The sequence below is a fragment of the Oceanobacillus sp. M60 genome (assembly GCF_053839645.1).
In genome coordinates this window covers 406539-427718 of the sequence record NZ_JBSSNH010000002.1, presented here as the reverse complement: position 1 = coordinate 427718, position 21180 = coordinate 406539, and the positions used below count along the sequence as shown (strand labels likewise).

At 39.8% G+C, this 21180-nt stretch carries 22 protein-coding genes; 12 read left to right on the top strand and 10 right to left on the bottom strand.

All coding sequences use genetic code 11. The features are described from left to right. Positions 1-15: 15 nt before the first annotated feature. Positions 16-414 (bottom strand): hypothetical protein, encoded by a 399-nt coding sequence (locus ACW0TQ_RS06315; protein WP_042534489.1) that lies wholly within the window; start codon positions 412-414, stop codon positions 16-18. A gap of 224 nt (positions 415-638) precedes the next feature. On the opposite strand from ACW0TQ_RS06315, the gene ACW0TQ_RS06310 reads away from it, so the two are divergent. The 5 genes from ACW0TQ_RS06310 to ACW0TQ_RS06290 all read left to right on the top strand — a co-directional run bounded on the left by ACW0TQ_RS06310 (position 639) and on the right by ACW0TQ_RS06290 (position 4859). After that, complete coding sequence (locus ACW0TQ_RS06310) at positions 639-1346, top strand: MBL fold metallo-hydrolase (RefSeq protein ID WP_042534487.1); 708 nt, start codon at positions 639-641, stop codon at positions 1344-1346. Further along, complete coding sequence (locus ACW0TQ_RS06305) at positions 1343-1924, top strand: TetR/AcrR family transcriptional regulator (protein WP_042534485.1); 582 nt, start codon at positions 1343-1345, stop codon at positions 1922-1924. The genes ACW0TQ_RS06310 and ACW0TQ_RS06305 overlap by 4 nt, the downstream gene beginning before the upstream one ends. Positions 1925-1984: 60 nt before the next feature. Next, positions 1985-2476: a dUTP diphosphatase gene (locus ACW0TQ_RS06300; RefSeq protein ID WP_042534483.1), complete on the top strand. Its 492-nt coding sequence runs from the start codon at positions 1985-1987 to the stop codon at positions 2474-2476. Positions 2477-2633: 157 nt separating this feature from the next. Next, a complete protein-coding gene (locus ACW0TQ_RS06295; RefSeq protein WP_193064813.1) occupies positions 2634-3719 on the top strand; it encodes a M42 family metallopeptidase in 1086 nt (361 codons plus the stop codon). 156 nt (positions 3720-3875) lie between these two features. Further along, the gene (locus tag ACW0TQ_RS06290; protein ID WP_455725418.1) at positions 3876-4859 is read left to right on the top strand and encodes a ring-cleaving dioxygenase; all 984 of its coding nucleotides are present in this window, start codon (positions 3876-3878) and stop codon (positions 4857-4859) included. 91 nt (positions 4860-4950) lie between these two features. Here ACW0TQ_RS06290 and ACW0TQ_RS06285 read toward each other — a convergent pair whose 3' ends face one another. The 7 genes from ACW0TQ_RS06285 to sspI form a co-directional block, all read right to left on the bottom strand. After that, positions 4951-5586 (bottom strand): lytic transglycosylase domain-containing protein, encoded by a 636-nt coding sequence (locus ACW0TQ_RS06285; protein ID WP_052485082.1) that lies wholly within the window; start codon positions 5584-5586, stop codon positions 4951-4953. A gap of 146 nt (positions 5587-5732) precedes the next feature. Next, positions 5733-6407: an ABC transporter ATP-binding protein gene (locus ACW0TQ_RS06280; protein WP_042534478.1), complete on the bottom strand. Its 675-nt coding sequence runs from the start codon at positions 6405-6407 to the stop codon at positions 5733-5735. Continuing rightward, on the bottom strand, positions 6391-7536 hold the full coding sequence (locus tag ACW0TQ_RS06275) for an ABC transporter permease (protein WP_042534476.1): 1146 nt from the start codon (positions 7534-7536) through the stop codon (positions 6391-6393). Before ACW0TQ_RS06275 ends, ACW0TQ_RS06280 begins: the two co-directional genes overlap by 17 nt. Beyond that, a complete protein-coding gene (locus ACW0TQ_RS06270; RefSeq protein ID WP_042534473.1) occupies positions 7533-8756 on the bottom strand; it encodes an ABC transporter permease in 1224 nt (407 codons plus the stop codon). Before ACW0TQ_RS06270 ends, ACW0TQ_RS06275 begins: the two co-directional genes overlap by 4 nt. Before the next feature lie 47 nt (positions 8757-8803). Next, positions 8804-10402, bottom strand: a complete 1599-nt coding sequence (locus ACW0TQ_RS06265; RefSeq protein ID WP_042534472.1) for a DUF6583 family protein — start codon at positions 10400-10402, stop codon at positions 8804-8806. A gap of 393 nt (positions 10403-10795) precedes the next feature. After that, the gene (locus ACW0TQ_RS06260; RefSeq protein WP_212928137.1) at positions 10796-11224 is read right to left on the bottom strand and encodes a hypothetical protein; all 429 of its coding nucleotides are present in this window, start codon (positions 11222-11224) and stop codon (positions 10796-10798) included. A gap of 362 nt (positions 11225-11586) precedes the next feature. Next, positions 11587-11805, bottom strand: coding sequence for a small acid-soluble spore protein SspI (gene sspI / locus ACW0TQ_RS06255; protein ID WP_042534468.1), 219 nt, complete (start codon positions 11803-11805; stop codon positions 11587-11589). 102 nt (positions 11806-11907) lie between these two features. Between sspI and ACW0TQ_RS06250 the strand changes: the two genes are divergently transcribed. From ACW0TQ_RS06250 to pheT, 4 genes are all read left to right on the top strand, one after another. After that, positions 11908-12645 carry a TrmH family RNA methyltransferase gene (locus tag ACW0TQ_RS06250; RefSeq protein WP_042534465.1) on the top strand — a complete coding sequence of 246 codons (738 nt, stop codon included), beginning with the start codon at positions 11908-11910 and terminating at the stop codon, positions 12643-12645. Positions 12646-12792: 147 nt separating this feature from the next. Beyond that, a complete protein-coding gene (locus ACW0TQ_RS06245; protein ID WP_042534463.1) occupies positions 12793-12996 on the top strand; it encodes a hypothetical protein in 204 nt (67 codons plus the stop codon). Positions 12997-13044: 48 nt separating this feature from the next. After that, positions 13045-14079 (top strand): phenylalanine--tRNA ligase subunit alpha, encoded by a 1035-nt coding sequence (pheS, locus tag ACW0TQ_RS06240; RefSeq protein WP_042534461.1) that lies wholly within the window; start codon positions 13045-13047, stop codon positions 14077-14079. A 20-nt stretch (positions 14080-14099) separates the two neighbouring features. Beyond that, positions 14100-16529: a phenylalanine--tRNA ligase subunit beta gene (gene pheT, locus ACW0TQ_RS06235; RefSeq protein ID WP_042534459.1), complete on the top strand. Its 2430-nt coding sequence runs from the start codon at positions 14100-14102 to the stop codon at positions 16527-16529. Positions 16530-16600: 71 nt separating this feature from the next. Here the strand turns inward: pheT and ACW0TQ_RS06230 are convergent, their stop codons facing one another. Both ACW0TQ_RS06230 and rnhC read right to left on the bottom strand, forming a co-directional pair. After that, entirely contained in the window at positions 16601-17293 is a 693-nt protein-coding gene (locus ACW0TQ_RS06230) for a uracil-DNA glycosylase (protein WP_042534457.1), read from the bottom strand. A 13-nt stretch (positions 17294-17306) separates the two neighbouring features. Continuing rightward, positions 17307-18227 carry a ribonuclease HIII gene (gene rnhC / locus ACW0TQ_RS06225; RefSeq protein WP_042534455.1) on the bottom strand — a complete coding sequence of 307 codons (921 nt, stop codon included), beginning with the start codon at positions 18225-18227 and terminating at the stop codon, positions 17307-17309. 128 nt (positions 18228-18355) lie between these two features. Between rnhC and zapA the strand changes: the two genes are divergently transcribed. From zapA to polX, 3 genes are all read left to right on the top strand, one after another. Continuing rightward, positions 18356-18616, top strand: a complete 261-nt coding sequence (gene zapA / locus ACW0TQ_RS06220; protein WP_042534454.1) for a cell division protein ZapA — start codon at positions 18356-18358, stop codon at positions 18614-18616. 5 nt (positions 18617-18621) lie between these two features. Continuing rightward, positions 18622-19173 (top strand): CvpA family protein, encoded by a 552-nt coding sequence (locus ACW0TQ_RS06215; RefSeq protein WP_042534452.1) that lies wholly within the window; start codon positions 18622-18624, stop codon positions 19171-19173. Positions 19174-19421: 248 nt separating this feature from the next. After that, positions 19422-21134 carry a DNA polymerase/3'-5' exonuclease PolX gene (gene polX / locus ACW0TQ_RS06210; protein WP_455725417.1) on the top strand — a complete coding sequence of 571 codons (1713 nt, stop codon included), beginning with the start codon at positions 19422-19424 and terminating at the stop codon, positions 21132-21134. The last annotated feature ends 46 nt before the right edge of the window (positions 21135-21180 follow it).

Sequence of the window (21180 nt, the reverse complement as noted above, 5' to 3'; positions counted from 1 at the left end):
TCCTGTCCGGGCTGGTTAGTCTTTTGTAATCTCCGTTATAATCAACTCATTAATCGGATGCTTCCACGTAATGGAAGCGTGCGGATAGTGAATTAATATTTCCTGCTCCAGAAAATACAAATCCTCTCTCGTCAATCCCCGAAGCTCTAATGGATTTTTAACGGTAACATGAATATCCACGACTTCAAAAGCATCTTCGGTGGTCCCTAAGTATTTTTCACCGATAAAAAGGCAGCCTTTATAAGTTAATTGGAAATTTTTCTTATTGTTATTTTGTTCATCTAATAAATAAAAACCCTGATTTTCCTGAGAAAGACGCAGCTTTCGCTCAGGATTTTTTAAGTATTGAATCCATGTATAAATTAATAGTGCAATTGCAATCACTAATAATATTCGAAAGAGAATGATGGCCATAATTATCTACTCCTTAGAACGTCCTGTTACCCCTTCATACGGATGAGATTCAAAAAAGTTTCAGAGAAATATTATTTTATTAAAAAAATGTTGAAATTTAATATTTCCTGCCTTTCCTGATTGTCATACTGGGATCTTCTCTGATTTTAAATCCTTATATTATTTTATTGACTTAAACTAATTCGATTAGTTATAATGTTAATAACATTAGTTGAGGTGATTAAATGATAATTAAACGATATCATAATTTATATCAAATTACTTTTCTGCCGTATCTTTTTCCAATTAACTGCTTTGTTGTAGAGCAGGAAGCAGATTTAATCTGTATCGATATGGGAGTGGGGAAGTTTGCTGATACGGTAAAAGAAATGGTTCATCAAACTGGAAAGCCATTGAATACATTAATTTTGACCCATGCACACGGAGATCATGTAAACGGGATACCCTATTTTAAAAAAGTCTTTCCTGAAGTACTGGTGGGAATTTCAAAAAGAGACAGTTATTTATTAAAAAAAGATTTTCGCTTGCAGGAAGACGAGCCGGATAAACCTGTAAAGGGAGGCTTTCCTAAAAACATTATCCCGATTGATTTTACTTTTGAAAGCGGAGAATTCATTGATTCTTTGGAGGTAATTTCGAGTCCGGGGCACACTCCGGGAGCTGTATCTTTTTTTGAACCGCAGCATCGAATGCTTATTGCCGGAGATGCATTCCAAACAAGGGGAGGCCTTGCTGTTTCCGGGGTCTTAAAGTGGCAGTTTCCTTTTCCTAAAATAGCAACTTGGGACAGGAAAATGGCTGTAGAGAGTGCAAAAAAATTACTGGATTTAAATCCCGAATTACTTGCAGTAGGACATGGTAATATGCTCGTCCAGCCAGAGGAGCAGATGAAAAAAGCGATAAAAGTTGCAGAAAGAGGCATGGAAAAATGAGAAAAAAGATAACCCAGGAAAGAATCATTGATGCAACGCTAGAAATTGTGGAAGAGAAGGGAATAGCCGGTGTAACCATAAAAAATACAGCCATACAATTAGGCATCAAGCCGCCATCCCTATATAATCATGTGGAAAATTTAGAAGACCTATTAGATATAGCAGCTAATAGGAGTATGCGGAATTTGTATGAGAAACTGCTCACAGCCAGTATTGGATTGGAAAAGAAAGAAGCGCTGTGGGCGATTGCGCAGGAGTATCGAAATTTTGCAAAAAACAATCCGGGACAATATGAATTAGCGCAAAAAGTGAATGTTTGGAATAGCGAGGAAACGAAACAAATATCTGAGCAGATTGTAGCTATCTTTCTAAAAATACTGCAAAAATATACGTTATCCGAAGAGGAAGCGATTCATTTTATTCGGGTATTACGAAGCTATCTGCATGGGTTTACGCTGTTAGAGATAAATGAAGGATTTGGGCTTCCGCAGGAGCTGGAAAAAAGCTTTACAATCGGATTGGAACTGGTTTTGACAAATTTGGAAAGCCGTTCAAATCAAGATGGTCAATGGGAATAAAAAGATTTTCTAAAAGGTCTGTGATAAAATGGAAGAGAACATGGAAGAGGAGGCGTTACGTTGGATTGGAATCAGCTATTTGATATGCAGAAGCAACTAGATACATATATTGAAAATAATCATGATTTGTCAAATGTAAATTTATTTCGTGAAAAGCATCTTGCCTTGCTGGTAGAGCTTGGAGAGCTTGCAAATGAGACAAGATGCTTTAAATTTTGGAGTACCAAACCAAGAAATAGCGGGCAGGTTATTTTAGAAGAATACGTAGATGTTCTGCATTTTTTAATGTCCATTGGTATAGAAAAGGATCTTATTTATCAACCAGCGGATAAAACACAATTGGAAGAGGACATTACCGAATCAGAATGTTTTTATCACGTATATGAGAAGGCGATTACCTACCGGGAAAACCCGGTAAATGAAAATTATCAGCAGCTGTTCAGCTGGAGTCTGCGATTAGGAAATCAGCTTGGGTTTACGGATGAGGATATCCAGCAGGCTTATTGGGAGAAAAATAAAATTAATTATGAGCGTCAGGATCAAGGTTATTAAATCTTTTCCATACGTTGGGGAAGAGTAAGCTTATAGCAAATGATTGAAAGCGGCGAGTCCTCGTGTTGTATTTGTTGTTGATGAATGCAAAACAAAGGAAATTTGAAGCTTTATTACACCAGGCAAGCCAATTTTCTTTAAAGGAGAGATTTTGAATATGGCAAAATTAGACAACACCTTAACAATGCTTAAAGATTTAACGGACGCAAAGGGAATACCAGGAAATGAAAAAGAAGTGCGTGACGTATTTGAAAGCTATATCAAGCCCTTTGCGGATGAGCTGACAACAGACAATTTAGGCAGTGCCATCGCAGTGAAAACCGGAGATGAAAATGGACCGAAAATTATGGTTGCAGGGCATTTGGACGAAATTGGCCTGATGGTTACACGCATTGATGAAAATGGCTTTTTATATTTCCAGACAGCTGGCGGCTGGTGGAATCAGGTTATGCTGGCACAGCGTGTAACGATTATGGGTTCGGATGGAGATGTGACAGGGGTTATCGGTTCCAAGCCTCCGCATGTACTTAGTCCGGAAGCCAGAAAGAAACCATATGAAATAAAAGATATGTTTATCGACATTGGTGCTACTAGTAAAGAAGAAGCAGAATCGTTCGGTGTAAAACCTGGAGATTCGATTGTTCCTTATTTTGAATTTACCCAATTAAAAAATGAAAAATTATTGATGGCAAAAGCTTGGGACAACCGTATCGGTTTAGCAATTGCCATTGATGTATTAAGGGCATTAAAAGATGAAGCACATCCTAATACCGTCTATGGAGTCGGTACGATTCAAGAAGAGGTCGGTCTGCGCGGGGCAAAAACATCCGCCCATCTGATCCAGCCGGATATTGGTTTCGGTGTCGACGTCGGCATTGCAGGAGACACACCGGGGATTGCGAAACAAGAAGCGGACAGCAAGCTTGGCGAAGGACCGCAAATTGTGCTGTATGATGCTTCCATGATTTCACATAAAGGACTTCGTGATTTGGTTGTGGATACAGCAGAGGAGAATAATATTCCTTACCAATTTACCTCGATGTCTGGCGGAGGTACAGATTCAGGCTCCATCCACTTAACGGGCAATGGTGTTCCATCTCTGTCTGTTACAGTAGCAACCCGCTATATTCATTCCCATGCAGGGATTCTTCATCGGGATGACTATGAAAATGCGGTGAAATTGCTGACAGCTGTCATAAAGAAATTAGACCGGGAAACGGTAGATGCTTTAATTAAAGCTTAATAATGATAAAAAAATCGTGCCTTTAATCAATTTAAAAGGTACGATTTTTTATCAAAGAGGGTGCTATAAGATGCCCATTATTGACAGATAGAAAAAGCTATGGTAAATTATATTTAATTAAAAAATATTTAATTAAATATAAAAGGAGTTTTTACAATGAATCCAATCCGTGGAATGCACCACGTTACAGCAATTACAAGCAGCGCAGAAAAAAACTATGAGTTTTTCACTTATGTACTCGGTATGCGATTAGTAAAGAAAACAGTCAATCAAGACGATATCCAAACGTATCACTTATTCTTTGCGGACGATGAAGGCAGCGCCGGAACAGATATGACATTTTTTGACTTTCCAGGTATTCCGAAAGGTTCTCATGGAACAAATGAAATCTATAAAACATCTTTACGTGTTCCAAGTGATGCGGCGCTCGAATACTGGGTGAAACGTTTTGATCGCCTGGGAATTGCACATACAGGAATCAAACAGCAATTTGATGTAAAAACATTATCCTTCGCTGATTTTGATGATCAACAATATCAGCTCGTTTCAGATGAGAATAATAATGGAAGAGCATCCGGTACACCATGGAAAAATGGCCCAATACCAATAGAATTTGGAATTACTGGACTTGGCCCTGTTGTGGTACGTGTGGCAGATTTCAACTTTTTCAAGCAAGTGCTGGAAAAAGTATTTATGTACAAGGAGATTGCAGACGAGGGAGCATTCCATCTATTTGAAGTGGACGAAGGAGGAAACGGCGCCCGAATCATTGTAGAGCATAATGAAGAATTGCCTCCTGCAAGACAGGGCTATGGTACCGTGCATCACGCCGCATTATGTGTGGACGAACGGGAAGATTTAGATACATGGCAGCAAAGAATAGAACAATTTGGTTTTAACACCTCTGGATTTGTGGAACGCTTCTATTTTGGTTCCCTATATGCGCCAGTTGCGCCACAGGTATTATTCGAAATAGCCACCGCTGGTCCTGGATTTATGGAGGATGAGCCGTATGAAACAGTGGGAGAGAAATTAGCCTTGCCGCCATTTCTTGAGCCGCAGCGTGAACAGATTGAAAGTCAGGTAAGAGAAATCGATACGGTCCGCAGTACAAAAACCATTGAAAAAGAATATGAATAAAATAAAAAGATTCGTTTATCTGTCCATTGATAAACGAATCTTTTTTTGTACAATTTAAGAAATATATCTTAAATTAACGTTAAATCTATTTTTAAGAACGGTATGTACCCATTACTTTAGATACATAAGCTGTTGTTTCCTTAAACGGCGGAATACCCTGATGTTTATCTACGTTGCCCGGTCCGGCGTTATACGCAGCCAAAGCTAATTCTATATTTCCGTTATACCGGTTAAGCATCTGACTTAAGTATTTTGTGCCGCCTTCAATATTTTGGCGGGGATCATACGAATTCGTAACACCTAAACCTGAAGCTGTTCCCGGCATTAATTGCATTAAACCTTGCGCGCCGGCATGGCTTCTGGCGTTCGGATTAAAATTAGATTCCTGCTGAATAACAGCATTGATTAATCGTTCACTTACATTATATTTGTTTGCCATTTCCTGAACGATACCTTGATAATTTGATGCCTCCCCACTGACAGGCTGACTTGCAGCTGGCTGTGCAGAAGAAGCCATTTGTGCCATAGGAGAAGAAACAACTTCAGGATTTTGAATATTCGATCCAAAATCCTGTGCTGTTCGTTCTTCTGCCTCCCGGATTCGTTCTAAAAGCAGCTGCTGAAAAGACTTTCCGCCGAAGCCTGTATTTTCTTCCACATTTCCTGCTTCTGGAGCAGAACCTAGCATGCCTAAAGGGTTTGTAAGTTGATTCGTATTGATTTCCATTCGCATTCACCGTCCGTATTTTACTGAAAAATAGATTCTTTATCCTGCGTAATCACGATATAAAATGAATAATTATTACTAAAAATTTTTAGTTTCACGCACATTAACTAATTCTATTTTATCTGTTTTACAATTTTTAAGCAATATTATATAGAAATTATTTTCATGTTTGTTTCTCGCAATAAATTTTCGTAGAATGGATCATTTCCAATACACACGACAGCGTCACAGATACTTTGAATTTCATCCATATCATGAGAGGTATACATAATCATTTTATGGTCAACCTTCGCTCTTTGTTTCAGATAACCAGCTATTTCTTTTTTGGACCGTAAATCAATACCCACGGTCGGCTCATCCAGCAGCAGCAATTCCGGATTATGGATCAGACTGATAGCCATGTTTAATTTACGTTTCATTCCGCCGGATAATGTATGAACAGGTTCATTCCATTTAAATAGCTCCATATCCTCGCAAAGCTTTTTTAATTCTTCTTTTGAGCGATGGACCCATGAAAGTTTTTCGAAAAACATCATGTTTTCCTTCACAGTCATGTCTTCCCACAAAGCAATATCTTGAGGGACAAATCCTACAATTCTGCGAAGCTGTTTTCGATTTTTTCCGTATGTCCATTCACCTAAACGTATACTGCCTGAATTTGCTTTAGAAATTGTTGCTAAAATACGGAGCAGAGAGGACTTTCCCGCGCCATTTTCTCCAACCAAACCGATGATTTCGCCGGATTCTACCTGGAAGGATACATTTTCAAGCACCTTCTTTTTTCCGAATGATTTAGATACTTTTTCAATTTCCAGCTGCATTGCCAAAAACTCCTTTCACATACCAGACGATGAGACAAATTGGTGCTATAAATGTCCAGCCGCTCCATATCTCTTCATAAACAATCTGTCTTAACGGGTTTGCATATGCAACCCAAGGGAAATGTTTATAAACCCCATCCATGGGTAATATAATTCCGCTGATGATTATCGTTACTAAAATAATCAAAACAGCAGTTATATAATAGGGGAGCAGCTTTTTAAAAGCTAATCCTGTCAAAAAAACAAGCATACAAACCGTTACACGAAAACTGACTAGATAAACTAATTGCGATATACTAAAGCCTTCGTCATATAAAATATGGAAAATGCCCCATGTCAGCATATCTAATACAAATAACCCCATACTGTAAAGAAGGAGGTTGGACAGCAAATAGGTTGGAAAAGAAAAACGATTAAATATGAAACGGATGCGGGTTGTTGCATTTTTTTCTTTTATCAGCCAATCAAATAAAAAGAAGGTAGATAAAAGTGAAAAAACGGACCATAAGCCCCATGGGTTTTGGAATAAAGAAAACCCTTCATCGGTTTCAGTGTCTTCTCCAAGCAAAGTGAAATTAGTGAAAATCAGATTCTCACTTTCTTCAATAGAATAAATTTCATTCATTATTTCATCAAAAGAGAGAATGGATGAACTGTTTAAAGCCTCCCCTAAATCCATAATGGTATATGCTGTTTTGGCTTTTCCGCTATCCTCTTGAACAAAGGAAGCAATCATTTCTACAACCGGTGTATAACCCATAGATAAATCTGTCTGGTAACTTGTAATCAGCCGGTTGCGCTGACCAGCCTGAATAGCATCTTCATATCCTTCTTCAATAATAAATGCACTATCCAGCTCATGCGTCGCTACCATTTGTCTTGCTTCTGTTTCATTCTCTATGTCTACTACACGAATGAGATCGGAGGAATCGAGCTTTTCTCTTAACTGCATTGCCATCTCTGTTTCTTCCTCCAGTATAACTCCAACTGGAATCGAGCTTTGGTTTTGAATAAGCTCTGTACCAGAAAGAAGCAGCCAGGTGAAAAGGATAGGTGAGATTGCCCAAAATAATATAGATACAAGCTGCTTTTTCAAATGCAGCCAACGTGTCGTCAGAATATCCATCATATGCTTCTGCGCTCCTTCCAGCTTAAAAGTCCCAGCAGTATAAATAACAAAACTCCAATTAGCAGAAGGCTGGAAGTATATTCGGCATAATGTCTCCCGTTAAGTACAATTTCCTGAAGCCAGTAAAGACTGTTATAAGCATAAGAGTAGGGAAGATAATCCTGAACTCCTAATGGAAAGTATAGCGTCGGAATCAGTGCGCCGCTAAATATTATCAAAATGGATGTAAATAATATCTGTGTGAGCAGTCTTAATTTTAAAGAAGAAATAAGCACTTCAAAAATGGCCAAACAGATAATAAACCCAACTTGATACAAAATAATAAGTATGAAAGAGCGAACAATATTTTCTTGATTCAGCTCTATATTTAAAAAAGAAAGTAATGCCCAAAAGGACAGACAGGCTAACATAAGGGAGAGTACGAGCGTAACCATTATCTTAGCGAGCATTTGCCTGAGCTGTGTAGCTCCATACAAACGAATACGCTGACTAATCAATGCCGGATTTTCTTTTGTGAAAAAATAATATAACGAAAAGAGCCAGAGACTGCTGATAATAAACCAGCCTCCCAAGCTAAAATAAGCAACAGGGGAGGAACTTGCCTGATTGGACAAGGTTCGTTCCCTTATGACCTGGTCTCTGCCGACAGTATACATTAAAAACTCTTGGAACTGCTCGAAAACAAAGTCATTTCTTTCTTCATCGTCCATTTCAAATTGTTTTGCATAATAATTGATTGCCAGAATATTAGCTTGCGAGGAACGAATGTGACGGACAACGCTCTGCAGCGTTTCATTCATCATGTAGCTTTCCAGCAGCTGTTTTTTATTGCCGACGATGGGAACTTCCACAGAGTATCCTTGATATAAATCCTGAATAAAGCCTTCCGGAAAAGCGATATATGTACTTAAATTGTTTAATTCAATCTGTTCAATAGCTTCTTCCTCGGATAATTGATTGACTTCTAAAAAATCAATAAAGCCTGAGGACTGTTCTAATAATTGCACCATCATTTCTGTTTCTGTTGAATTATCTAAATCAACTAAACCTAATTGGATGGCTTCATTTTCATCCTGGGAAAAAAAACTGACAACAATCACCATCATAAGACCCGCCAACGCAAGCGGAAATATGAAAAGAAGAGGAAGTGAATACCACTTCCTCTTAAGCTGCCGTATATGATTTTTGATAAAAAGCCCAGTTTGCTTTAGAAAAATCATGATCATGCACACTCTTTTCTTTCTAATTCAGTCTTTCAAATGCTGGCTTAAAGGCCAAACTGCATTAACCATTGTTCAAGCTGACTGCTGAAGTCACCTTCGAAGTATTGCTGCAGTTCTTCGGCAGACATGGCGCCGAGGTCAACGACATTTGATGTATCAACACCTTCTACCGCATCGATAACTGCACCTTCAGAATTAATGTCCATGGAAACATTTTCAACATATCCAGGGAAATCTAATGCAATATTATTGTTTGAGCTCATTTGGTCGCCATCGTAGGTAGAGTCACCAGTCCAGCCAAGATTTATTGTTTCATTTTCTACTGTGAATTGCAGTTGACGGTCAAAATCACGAGTAGACCCATCTAACGATTCATCGCCAGTATACGTACCAGCGAATTCAACTGGCATGTAGCCATCGTCAAATGAAAAGCTAAAGTTAGCATTATCTGTTACAGAGTCTCCAGTTCCTTGGAAATCTCCATCGAACGCCATCGTTACATCTTCAGATCCATCGCCCATTGTTAATGTATGGTCAAAATAAATCTGATCATCATTAAATAATTGGCCGCCGGATAAATTGAAAGTAACAGGATCTTCGTTTTCAGGTGCTAGACTGATAGAGAAGTCGCGTTGGACAACTTTATCATCAGATACCCAAAGTGTAGATTGGACGCCATCAGGGAATTGGAAGTTTTCTACTGCTTCAATGCCTTGATCCATGGCGCTGTCAAATTCTCCTAATACTTCATCAATCTGCTGTTGGAAGACTTCGGGGTCTTCTAATGGAGTGCTTCCAGCTCTTTCAAGCTGATTGCTTAAAATTTCCTGAAACTGTTCGTCACCTTTCATTTTTTCTAAAACAGAAGTGATTAGAGATTTAAATTGATCTTCAGAAAGATTCATCGTGATTTTCTCAGCGCTGATTGAATCACCATTTACTTCTACGTCTTCATTTTCACTTTCAAATGCATCGTCTGGAAGCTCATCATAAATGAACATGACATATTCATCCTGAAGGTATTCTTTCTCTTCATCTGTTAATAGCTGACCATCATTTTCAAACATCAGCTCTTCAATTCCTAGTTGCTCATTGCCTGTGAATGTGTAAGGATCTATTTCAGCCAATACACTGCCGATATCCTCATCAGAAATCTTAAGTACTTCTTCCAGGAAAGGAAGTTCTGCATACACATCAGAGCCTTCTACATAACCTGCCAGCCCATCGAAGTTCATGCCAGCAACATTTACGGATAATTCCGTAGAAGCCTGATTGTTTTCCATATCTGTCTCTGAATGGAATGCAAGCTCAGCGTTTGAAAGCATCGCTGCAATTTGCGGGTCTATATAGCCTTGATTTTCAAGTCCTTCCAGGTTTAAACCGAGGCTCACGTTTTGGGAAACAGGATTTTCCATGGATTGTTCATACCAATTATATTCATCCTCATATCGTGTTTCCATAAAATCTTGCAGTTGTTCAATTGAATTTTTCTCAGCTTGGAAATAGGTTGCTTTAGGTGTAGATGTTGTTAGGAAAAATGCAGCTGCACCACCGCCGGCGAGGACGATTACAGCAATAATAATAGCAATAATTCCTTTTGAAATTCCTTTTTTCTTTGGTTGTTCCTCATTATTTTCTACCAAAGTTCATGCTCCTTTCTTGAAACTATATTTGCGCAATTTGCACAATTTAGAATGGTCAATAAAAGCTCAGCGTATGTAGTTTTGCCAGGCTACTGTATCTTTTTCATACTATAAATTATATTCATCAGCTGAGAATTAGAATCAAAAATTTATACGATGAAAAATGACCCTAACCTGTTATAACATTAAAGAAATAAGTAGTCAATCGGTTTCAAGCCTTGGTTCTTAAGACTAAATATCGACTGAGCTTGATTTCCTATTCCCTAAATAGGATAAAAATAAACAGGCTGGAAGCAGTTTTTGTCAAAACATGCTGTCTTTTATTCTACTATTTTCTACGGAACGAAACAGGAAAAGGTTTCAAAGTTTGCTAAATTTGTCGAATTATATGTTTTAAAAATCAAGTGGTGTTCTTGTTTTTTCTCGAAAAAACAAGAAAGTATATAAAAAATGCTGAATATATCCGCTCCAATGGGTTTCATTGAGGGAGTAATCTTCAATGTTGTCAGGTTCATACGACCGCTGCGACGGGTTATGGTGGGGTGAGTAATCGCAACCCCAGAAAAACACTACGCTTTCCATAGGCCCCGAGCTCATCTCCTTTAAAGAAGACTTGCTGATTGGCAAGCCGACAGGCGCAGACAGAAGCAAAGTCGCACTTATGCCCTGCGGGTGAAAAGAAGACTTGCTGATTGGCAAGCTGACAGGCGCAGACAGAAGCAAAGTCGCACTTATGCCCTGCGGGTAGAAAAAAAGAAGTACGCTTTTTTTCTGCGGGGTCTTCCCACTGGGACTGCGATTACTCGTCCCACCGAAAACCATTGCGATTACTCGCCCCATCAAAACCGTCACTAGAATTTGCGTTATTTCCTTGTAAAATAGCAAATAAAATATAATTCCACTTAGATGGGAGCGGATGTTGTCGACTCCTGCGTGAAAAGCAACAGGTAGACCTGAGCAGGAAGCGTTTTTCTTACCGTGCGGCTGAACGTTGCCCGCGGAAATCGACTTCCCGCAGCGGACATCTCTTTGGCAAGAACACCGATATTTTAAAGACCAAGCGGTATTATTGGTTTTTCTTAATGGATTAAAATTTTTGAAACATCCTAAAAAGCATGCCGGCTTCTCATTCAGAGAGCGGCATGCTTTTTAGGATGACATAATAAAGATATAACTGATGTCAATTAGGATAAATCGCTTTGAATTCCATCCTCTAAGGAAGATATCATTTCCTGTTTTTTACTTTCATCTGAATGATTCCAAATCAATTCAAAAAGAACCCCGAGACCAGGAAGCATTTTTTCTTCTCCATTATTAATGGCATCCACAATGGTTGCTTCTAATTGTTCTTGATTATTATTTGATATGTTAGCGTAAATTGCTTTACGGATATTTAAATCCATTCCTGTTCACTCCTTTAATTGTGATATTAAAAGTAGTTTGACCATAAGTTGTGAATTTATGTATGATGTAGTTAGAATTTAAAATTGGATAGGATGAATAAAGTGATTACATCTGTGAAGAATGAGAAAATAAAGGGTTTAAAAAAGCTGCACCAAAGAAAATATAGAAAGCAAATGAATGCATTCTTGGTTGAAGGGGAGCATTTAATAGAAGAAGCGCTGACGAGCGATTGGGAAGTAAAGGAGCTTATTGTTTCCGAAGAGGTTGCTGTGCCGGATATGGCAAAGCATCTTCCTGTTACTGAGGTCACCAAACAGGTGTTTAAAGAACTTTCTTTTACTGCTTCGCCTCAAGGGATGATGGCTGTCGTTGAAATAAAGAAAGAAGAAGCAGTGAACGGAGAGGTAGTTGTTTTATTGGATGCAGTCCAAGACCCGGGGAATGCAGGGACAATCATACGTACTGCGGACGCTGCGGGTGCAGATGGAATTATCCTTGGCAGCGGTTGTGTCGATTTGTATAATGATAAAGTGATTCGTGCCACACAAGGGTCCATTTTCCATTTACCAATTATACATGCTGATCTGGAAGAGAAGCTGTTGCGGCTGAAAGAAGCTGATTACCGTGTTTGGGCTACAGCATTAGAAAAAGCGGAGAATTACAAAGATCTCCCAATCCCGCAAAAAACAGCGCTTATTTTTGGGAATGAAGGAGCCGGCGTAAAGGAATCCTTGTTGGAAAAAGCGGATGAACGGGTAACCATTCCCATCCTCGGAAAGGCAGAATCATTAAATGTCAGCATCGCAGCAGGCGTGTTGCTATATTATTTAAAGAATTAACCTTGCAATGCAGCGATAATTTTTCTATAATAACTGTAATACATCATAAAGTAAATGATACGTTCTTTTGTTATGAAAAGAACAAACAACTAAACGCAATGAAAGAGCAAGTAACTGCCTGTATAAATGATTTAGGGAGGAGATGCCTTGACTGGAAGCATTTCTATCATGTCGGCAATTACGTTTCACTCTGGAGCGGACACTTGGACCATATCAAAATGTAAAGGTGATTCGGACGCCATCCGTTATGAGGCAAGAGTTGGATTGGATAGGTTTATCCAGTCAACAAGGGTGGTACCGCGACCATATAGCTTCGTCCCTTTTTGGGAGACGGGGCTTTTTTATGTTTAAAAAAGTCCATCAAACACAGGAAATGATTAAAAGGAGGTATTTCGGACGATGAAAGAAGAATTGCAGGCGATAGAGCAGGAGGCTCTCGCAGCTATTGAAAAGGCAGAAAACAGCCAGGCTGTACAGGAGATGAAAGTGAAATACTTAGGAAAAAAAGGTTCTCTGACGACCGTTCTTCGCGGTATGGGAAAGTTATCAAAGGAAGAACGCCCGGTTATCGGCGAGCTTGCTAATAATGTTCGGGAATCCATTACAGAGGCATTGGAAGCTAAAACAGAAAAATTAGAAAGAGAAGCTTTAAATGAGCAGCTGGAAACAGAAACCATCGATGTGACACTGCCTGGAAATCCGGTTCATGTCGGCGGCAGACATTTATTAACAAGCATTATGGAAGAAATTGAGGATTTGTTTATCGGCATGGGCTATGAAGTGAAAGAAGGGCCCGAGGTAGAAACAGATTATTACAATTTTGAGAAATTAAATTTACCGAAAAACCATCCGGCGCGGGATATGCAGGACACCTTCTTTATTACAAATGAATTGCTTTTGCGTACACAGACCTCACCTGTGCAGGCACGTACGATGGAAGCATATCAAGGAAAGCGCCCAATCAAGATGATTTGCCCGGGCAAGGTGTATCGCCGGGATACTGATGATGCGACACATTCTCATCAATTCAGACAAATCGAAGGGTTAGTAGTAGATAAAAATATTACCTTGAGTGATTTAAAAGGTACATTAGATGTGTTTGCGAAAAAAATGTTCGGGAAAGACCGCGAAATCCGTTTGCGTCCATCTTTCTTCCCATTTACAGAGCCCTCTGTTGAAATGGATGTATCCTGTAAGGTTTGTAATGGAAAAGGGTGCTCGGTTTGTAAGCATACCGGCTGGATTGAAATCCTGGGCGGCGGAATGGTCCATCCACGTGTATTGGAAATGAGCGGTTATGATTCCACTGTTTACAGCGGGTTTGCATTCGGAATGGGACAGGAGCGCATTGCGATGTTGAAATATGGTGTGAACGATATTCGTCATTTTTACACCAATGATGTCCGTTTCTTATCACAATATCATCAAGCGTAAGAGAAGAAGGAGGAGAGTACATGCTTGTTTCATATAATTGGTTACGAAACTATGTCAATTTAGATCATGTAACACCAGAAGAATTAGCAGAAAAAATAACACGATCCGGGATTGAAGTAGAGGGAGTGGAATATCTGGCCCCTGCTGTAGAAAATATTGTCGTGGGATATGTGAAATCCTGTGAGAAGCATCCGGATGCAGATAAATTAAATCTTTGTCAAGTAGACGTCGGGGAAGAATCCCTGCAAATCGTCTGCGGGGCGCCGAATGTTGGAGAGGGTCAGAAGGTTGCTGTTGCAAAACCTGGGACTAAGCTTCCAAATGGGATGAAAATCAAAAAAGTTAAGCTGCGCGGAGTGGAATCAAATGGGATGATTTGTTCCCTGCAGGAGCTCGGATTGGATGAAAAATACATTCCTACCGACGTCGCAGAAGGGATTTTTGTTTTTCCAGAAGATGCAGAGGTTGGTACACCTGTACAGGAGCTGTTAAATCTAGATGATGCGGTGTTAGATTTAGATGTTTTAGCGAACCGTCCAGATGCATTAAGCATGCTTGGTGTAGCGTATGATGTAGCAGCTGTTTTAGATCAGCCAATCCATTTACCAGATGAAAACCTGAATGCAGATGAATCTATCCAGGCTGAGGATTATATTGATGTGAAAATTGATTCCATTGAAAATAACCCATATTACGGAGCATTTGTTATAAGAGATGTGGAAATTAAGCCGGCGCCACTATGGATGCGGAATTATTTAATGGCATCTGGTATCCGTCCGATCAACAATGTTGTAGATATTACTAACTTTGTATTATTAGAGTACGGACAGCCGTTACACGCGTTTGACTATGACCGGTTTGGCTCCAAAGAGGTCGTTATCCGACAAGGAAAAGAAAACGAGACAATGATTACCTTAGATGATCAGGAACGTCAATTAAATGAGAAGAATCTTGTTATTACGAATGGCAAAGAGCCGGTTGCTTTAGCCGGGGTCATGGGTGGCGCAGATTCTGAGGTGACCGATGAAACCACGAATATCCTGCTGGAGGCTGCTTATTTTGATGCCGCTTCTGTTCGCCATACGGTCAAACAGACCGGCCTGCGCAGTGAATCCAGCACGCGTTTTGAAAAAGGGGTTGACCCAAATCGCGTGAAACGCGCCGGTATCCGGGCATGCAGTCTGCTTCAAAAATATGCTGGCGGAAAAGTAGCAGCTGGTGTTGTAGAAGTAGATGAATTGGATAAATCGGAGAAGTCTGTGACCATTACAACTTCGAAAGTGAACCAGCGATTAGGAATGGAGTTAGATGAAAAAGACGTGACCTCTGTCCTCGCACGGCTGCAATTTGAATTCAGTAAAAATGGAGAAGAAATTGTTGTTCAAGTTCCAACGCGCCGTCTGGATATATCTATTTTTGAAGATATTTTAGAAGAAGTTATTCGTATTTATGGTTATGATCATCTGCCATATACGATTCCGCAAGGCTGGGTACAGGCAGGAGGATTAACAGATGTCCAATTGCTGCAGCGGGAAATCAAAAATTACTTATCCAGCGCCGGATTGATGGAAACATTAACCTACTCCTTAACAAATAAACAGGATGCATCGCGATTCCTGACACCTGATATGGAGGAAGGGACTGCTAATACAGTCGGTTTAGCAATGCCGATGAGTGAGGAGCACAGCCATCTCCGCCTAAGTCTTATTCCAGAGATGCTTCGCGTACTCCAGCATAATGTAGCGAGAACACAAACAGATTTAGCGTATTATGAAATTGGAAAAGTATTCATTTCTGAAGAAGAGCAGATAACCAAACAGCCGATTGAGAATTTGCATGTTGCCGGCGCGTTAACTGGTTTATGGCATAATCACCCATGGCAGCAAGAGAAGAAGCCGGTTGATTTTTATGTAGCAAAAGGAATCGTGGAAGGCTTATTCGCACATTTAGAATTAGATGTTACCTTTGTACAGACTAAAATGGAAGATATGCACCCGGGACGTTGTGCAGAAATCAGATTAAATGGCAAAGGAATCGGCTATGTCGGCCAAATTCATCCGCTTGTTGCCAAAGATTTTGATGTAAAGGAAACCTATGTTTTTGAAATAAATCTGGAATCTGTATTTTCTGTACATCAAGCAACACCTTCCTTTACGGATATTCCGCGTTATCCATCTGTAACAAGAGATATCGCCTTTATCCTGGATAATGATGTTCCTGCTGGAGAGGTTCAGGCAGTGATTAAGGAAACAGGAGCTCCGTTAGTAAAAGAAGTCTCTATATTTGATGTATATCAGGGAGAGCATATGGAAGAGGGCAAAAAATCTGTAGCTTATCGTCTTCTGTATCAGGACCCAAGCCGTACGTTGAAAGATGATGAAGTGGAGACATCTTATCAGGCGGTTGTTGAAAAAGTAAATAATCAATTTGGATCGTATGTCCGTTCCTGATCATGATATAAAAAGCCGCTGGCACAGATTTTGAAGCTGTGCCAGCGGCTTTTAGCGTAAATAGACTTGATTTATTTATCAGGATTTACCGTCAAAGAAAGCTGCCAATTAACAGGAGTCAGATTTTCCTGCTTTAAAATAGCGTTTGTTTTTGAAAAGTGACGGCACCCGAAGAAACCCCGGTGTGCAGATAAAGGGCTTGGATGTGGCGCTTTTAAAATATAATGCTTATCGGTATCGATCAACTCTATCTTCTTCTGTGCTGCTGCGCCCCATAATAAGAAGACAACCGGGTGATCCTTCTGATTTAAAGCATCAATTACTTGATTCGTGAACCGCTCCCAGCCTTGATTTTTATGAGAATGTGCTTGATGTGCCCGGACAGTCAAAACATTGTTAAGCAAGAGCACCCCTTGATCAGCCCATTCTTTCAGATAACCATGGGAGGGAATCTTGAAATCAACATCAGCTGCCAGCTCTTGATACATATTTTTTAAGGAAGGAGGCACTGGCACACCAGGCTGTACGGAAAAGCTCAGGCCATGTGCCTGATTAGGGCCGTGATAAGGATCCTGACCTAAAATGACGACCTTCACTTCCTGGAAATCTGTAAAGCGAAGAGCATTAAAAATATCGTACATATCCGGATATATCGTGTGAGAACCGTATTCTGTTTTTAGAAATTCCCGCAAGTGTTTATAGTAGTCTTTTTCAAATTCTTGCTCTAAAACTTGTCCCCAATCGTTTTTTAAAGGTATATTCATTGTAGCACCTCATTTAGTGTAAATATTTCTTTGCTTTATTTGTATTGGCAAAATGAAGCTTAGCAACATGTCCCAGCTGCTGTTCGCCATGAGCTTTTATATAATTGGCTGCTGCCTTATCCACTTTACCGGACGCACCTTTTGGTAAGGTAATGCCTGCTTCTTGGGATAATTTATCCATTGCTGTTACGAACCGGGCTCTGGCTAAAATAGAAGCAGCAGCAACATTAATTGAATGGCTTTCTGCTTTTGTAATAAAAGTAGTTTTTTCATGAAGCTTTAATGCTTCTGATTGCAGATAGCGTTTGTAAACGGCAGGCTCACAAAATTGATCAATGACGATTCCATCATAATCTGTACCATCTAATTTTTTAATTAATTTGTCAATGGCATGATGATGCAGCATTGCTTTCATCTTCCCCTGCGACCAGCCTTTAAGCTGCAGGCGATTATATTTCTCATTCTCCAGTTTAAGGATGGTATATGAAATAGGAAGCTGTATGATCTCTTGTGCAATACGGTGGATGGCGTCATCTTTTAAGTGTTTGGAGTCTTCCACACCCAGCTGCTTTAATTGAACTTGCTGCGCTTTGTCTGCAAAAACAGCCGCAACGGTTATCGGTCCAAAATAGTCGCCGGTTCCTGACTCATCGGACCCTATATGACTTTTTTGAAAAATAGCTGTGTCCACACTTGAAGAGGGCTTCGCTTTAGCTGCTTGTGTCGAAGCAGATGCATCCTTCCATTGGGTGCTTTCCTTCTCTGGCTGGCTGCCCTGAAAGAGAACCTTCCCAGAATGATATGCTGTGATGACAGCATAAGGTGTTTTTGCCCGGAAAACAGCCCCCTGCGGTGTTTTTTGTAAGTAAGTATGATAATGCTTTTTCATTTGTTTGATTTTATCAGCAGATGTTGTTAATACTTCTTGGCCCAAAGCTTCATTCCTCCAATCATCGGATACCTAAGACTATAGCAAATATAACGGGATTTTGAAATACTTCTTTTTCCGCAAAGTTCATGTTAATATATACTAGAATCAACGTTACACAGGAGGAAGTTAAAATGACAGACAATGAAAAACAGCGCGTAACAGTTGAAATATACAATCGGACATACCATGTTATCGGAACGGAATCAGAACGCCATGTTCAGCTAGTGGCTAATTTAGTTGATCAAAAAATGAATGAAATTCATGATGCCAATAAACAATTAGATACAGCCAGCTTAGCAGTATTAACGGCTGTGAATACAATGAACGATTATTTAAAACTAAAAGAGGATTATGCAACACTTTTAGGTTCATTACGAAAGAAAGAGGACTAACAAACATGATTAACTTAATTATAATTATTCTTCTATTATTTGGGATTATGATGGGATTAAAAAGAGGATTTGTTCTTCAGCTATTTCATTTAACAGGGTTTATTGTTGCTTTTATTGTAGCAGTAATGTACTATAACCCGGTTGCAGAAAGACTTTCCTTATATATTCCTTATCCAGACCTCTCAGGTGATGGAGCCTGGTCAGCGTTTTTAGAAAACCTGCCAGTCGAATCGGCATTTTATAATGCGATTTCCTTTGCGCTTATCTTTTTTGCGGTGAAATTTATTCTGCAGATTATTGCTTCTATGCTGGATTTTGTGGCGGCAATACCCATCATCAGCTTTATCAATAAAATTTTAGGAGCCGCGCTGGGGTTTGTTGAGATATATCTCATCAGCTTCATTATTTTATATATCCTGGCGTTAACGCCTGTCGGCGGAGTGCAGGAAGCAATCCAAGGTTCTTCTCTGGCAATGCGGATTATTGAACAGACACCATATTTCTCAGATCGTATTTTTGAATTATGGTTTAACTTGACAGAATCTCTGACCAAATAATATAACAGGTCATTAGCAAGTATAGAAAGCAAAACTGACTCAAACTAACATGGATAGCTTGAGTCAGTTTTATCACGGCATGAGTGTCCGTAATTCGCCCTAACTATATATGGAACAATTATTTTAATATGTATGGGCGAAAACGGTCACTTCATCTCCTGATTAACTAACCTTCCGTGGAAAAGGAAAAATCTCCACGGAAGGAAGTTTCGTTTTATGTAAATAGTGACAGAATAGGGTGAAAGAAAATGAATAAGAAAGATATCATTCGTTTGCTGGAGAATATAGCTGTTTATATGGAGCTGAAGGGAGAAAATCCATTTAAAATAAGCGCTTATCGAAAGGCTGCGCAAGCGATTGAAACGGATGACCGCAGCTTAAATGAGATAGATGACTTTACAAAGATGAAAGGGATTGGAAAAGGAACTGCAGCAGTAATTACCGAGTTTATCGAAGCTGGACATTCAGAAACCTTAGCGGAATTGGAGAAAGAAGTACCGGCCGGGCTTGTACCGTTATTAGATTTGCCAGGTTTAGGCGGGAAAAAATTATCCAAGCTCTATCAGGAGCTGGGCGTCATAGATGCGGAAACGTTAAAAGAAGCTTGTCTGTCTGGAAAGGTAGAAGAGTTACCTGGATTTGGAAAAAAATCTGTAGAGAAAATCGTTGCAGCAATCGAGGATGCGGGGAAGAGACCGGAACGGCTTCCGGTAGCAATGATGCTTCCGATTGCTGAGAAGATAGAAGCTTACCTGGAGGATATTCCGGGTATTGTCCGTTACTCTCAGGCAGGGAGCATCCGGCGTATGCGTGAAACTGTAAAGGATCTTGATTTTATCATTGCTACGGATGATGCAGGCGAGGTAAAAGAAGCTTTAATCGCACTGCCTTCTGTCAAAAATGTTATTGCAAGCGGAGATACAAAGGTTTCTATCACTTTAGAAGAAGCTTATGATATCAATGTTGATTTTCGTATGGTTTCTGACGGGGAATTTGCTTCTACTTTACATCACTTTACCGGTTCAAAGGATCATAATGTAGCTATGCGGCAATTGGCAAAGTCGCGCGGTGAAAAAATCAGTGAATATGGTGTAGAGGTGGAAGAAACAGGAGAGACGCTCCAGTTTGGAACGGAAGAAGCCTTTTTTAATCATTTTGATCTGCATTTTATTCCTCCGGAGGTTCGTGAAAATACAGGAGAAGTAGACCTGTTTACAGAGGAACAGAAATTAATCCGGCTATCCGATATTCGCGGAGATTTGCATATGCATACCACCTGGAGTGATGGAGCACAGTCTTTAGACGAAATGGCTGAAAAGGTAAAAAGTATGGGCTATTCCTATATGGCGATTACAGACCACTCTAAATACTTGCGCGTAGCAAATGGATTAAATGAAGAACGCCTTCGTAAGCAGCGTCAGGAAATTAATGCATTAAATGAAAAGTACGCTGATTTCCATATCTTTTCGGGTGTGGAAATGGATATCCTGCCAGATGGCAGCTTAGATTTTGAGGACGACTTTCTTAAAGAAATGGACTTTGTTATTGGTGCGATACATTCCAGTTTTCAACAATCGGAAGAGGAAATCATGCACAGGCTGACTAACGCCTTAGAAAATCCATATGTTTCGATTATTGCTCACCCGACAGGAAGACTAATCGGAAGAAGAGATGGATATAAAGTGAACCTGGAAAAATTGATTGAAAAAGCAAAAGAAACAAATACCGCATTAGAAATTAATGCTAATCCCAATCGCTTAGATTTATCCCACGAATGGGCTAAAAAAGCGCAGGAAGCAGGCGTAAATCTTGTCATTGATACTGATGCGCACAACTATCAGATGCTTGAGCATATGCAATATGGCGTAGCTACAGCCCGAAAAGGATGGATCAAACCGTCCACGGTAATCAACACATGGACAAAAGAAGAATTAGCCGCATTCTTTAACCAGGGGAAATAAGTGAGCCAGTGTTCTCATACGGAAACTGGCTCAAAGCATAGATTTT

Excerpts from the sequence above, each read along its gene's own strand:
- polX (WP_455725417.1), top strand. The coding sequence starts at position 19,422 with ATGAATAAGAAAGATATCATTCGTTTGCTGGAGAATATAGCTGTTTAT.
- pheS (WP_042534461.1), top strand. The coding sequence starts at position 13,045 with ATGAAAGAAGAATTGCAGGCGATAGAGCAGGAGGCTCTCGCAGCTATT.
- ACW0TQ_RS06315 (WP_042534489.1), bottom strand. The coding sequence starts at position 414 with ATGGCCATCATTCTCTTTCGAATATTATTAGTGATTGCAATTGCACTA.
- ACW0TQ_RS06285 (WP_052485082.1), bottom strand. The coding sequence starts at position 5,586 with ATGGAAATCAATACGAATCAACTTACAAACCCTTTAGGCATGCTAGGT.
- ACW0TQ_RS06230 (WP_042534457.1), bottom strand. The coding sequence starts at position 17,293 with ATGAATATACCTTTAAAAAACGATTGGGGACAAGTTTTAGAGCAAGAA.
- ACW0TQ_RS06215 (WP_042534452.1), top strand. The coding sequence starts at position 18,622 with ATGATTAACTTAATTATAATTATTCTTCTATTATTTGGGATTATGATG.
- ACW0TQ_RS06280 (WP_042534478.1), bottom strand. The coding sequence starts at position 6,407 with ATGCAGCTGGAAATTGAAAAAGTATCTAAATCATTCGGAAAAAAGAAG.
- ACW0TQ_RS06275 (WP_042534476.1), bottom strand. The coding sequence starts at position 7,536 with ATGATGGATATTCTGACGACACGTTGGCTGCATTTGAAAAAGCAGCTT.
- pheT (WP_042534459.1), top strand. The coding sequence starts at position 14,100 with ATGCTTGTTTCATATAATTGGTTACGAAACTATGTCAATTTAGATCAT.
- ACW0TQ_RS06305 (WP_042534485.1), top strand. The coding sequence starts at position 1,343 with ATGAGAAAAAAGATAACCCAGGAAAGAATCATTGATGCAACGCTAGAA.
- ACW0TQ_RS06270 (WP_042534473.1), bottom strand. The coding sequence starts at position 8,756 with ATGATTTTTCTAAAGCAAACTGGGCTTTTTATCAAAAATCATATACGG.
- sspI (WP_042534468.1), bottom strand. The coding sequence starts at position 11,805 with ATGGATTTAAATATCCGTAAAGCAATTTACGCTAACATATCAAATAAT.
- ACW0TQ_RS06310 (WP_042534487.1), top strand. The coding sequence starts at position 639 with ATGATAATTAAACGATATCATAATTTATATCAAATTACTTTTCTGCCG.
- zapA (WP_042534454.1), top strand. The coding sequence starts at position 18,356 with ATGACAGACAATGAAAAACAGCGCGTAACAGTTGAAATATACAATCGG.
- ACW0TQ_RS06295 (WP_193064813.1), top strand. The coding sequence starts at position 2,634 with ATGGCAAAATTAGACAACACCTTAACAATGCTTAAAGATTTAACGGAC.
- ACW0TQ_RS06290 (WP_455725418.1), top strand. The coding sequence starts at position 3,876 with ATGAATCCAATCCGTGGAATGCACCACGTTACAGCAATTACAAGCAGC.
- ACW0TQ_RS06260 (WP_212928137.1), bottom strand. The coding sequence starts at position 11,224 with ATGGTTTTCGGTGGGACGAGTAATCGCAGTCCCAGTGGGAAGACCCCG.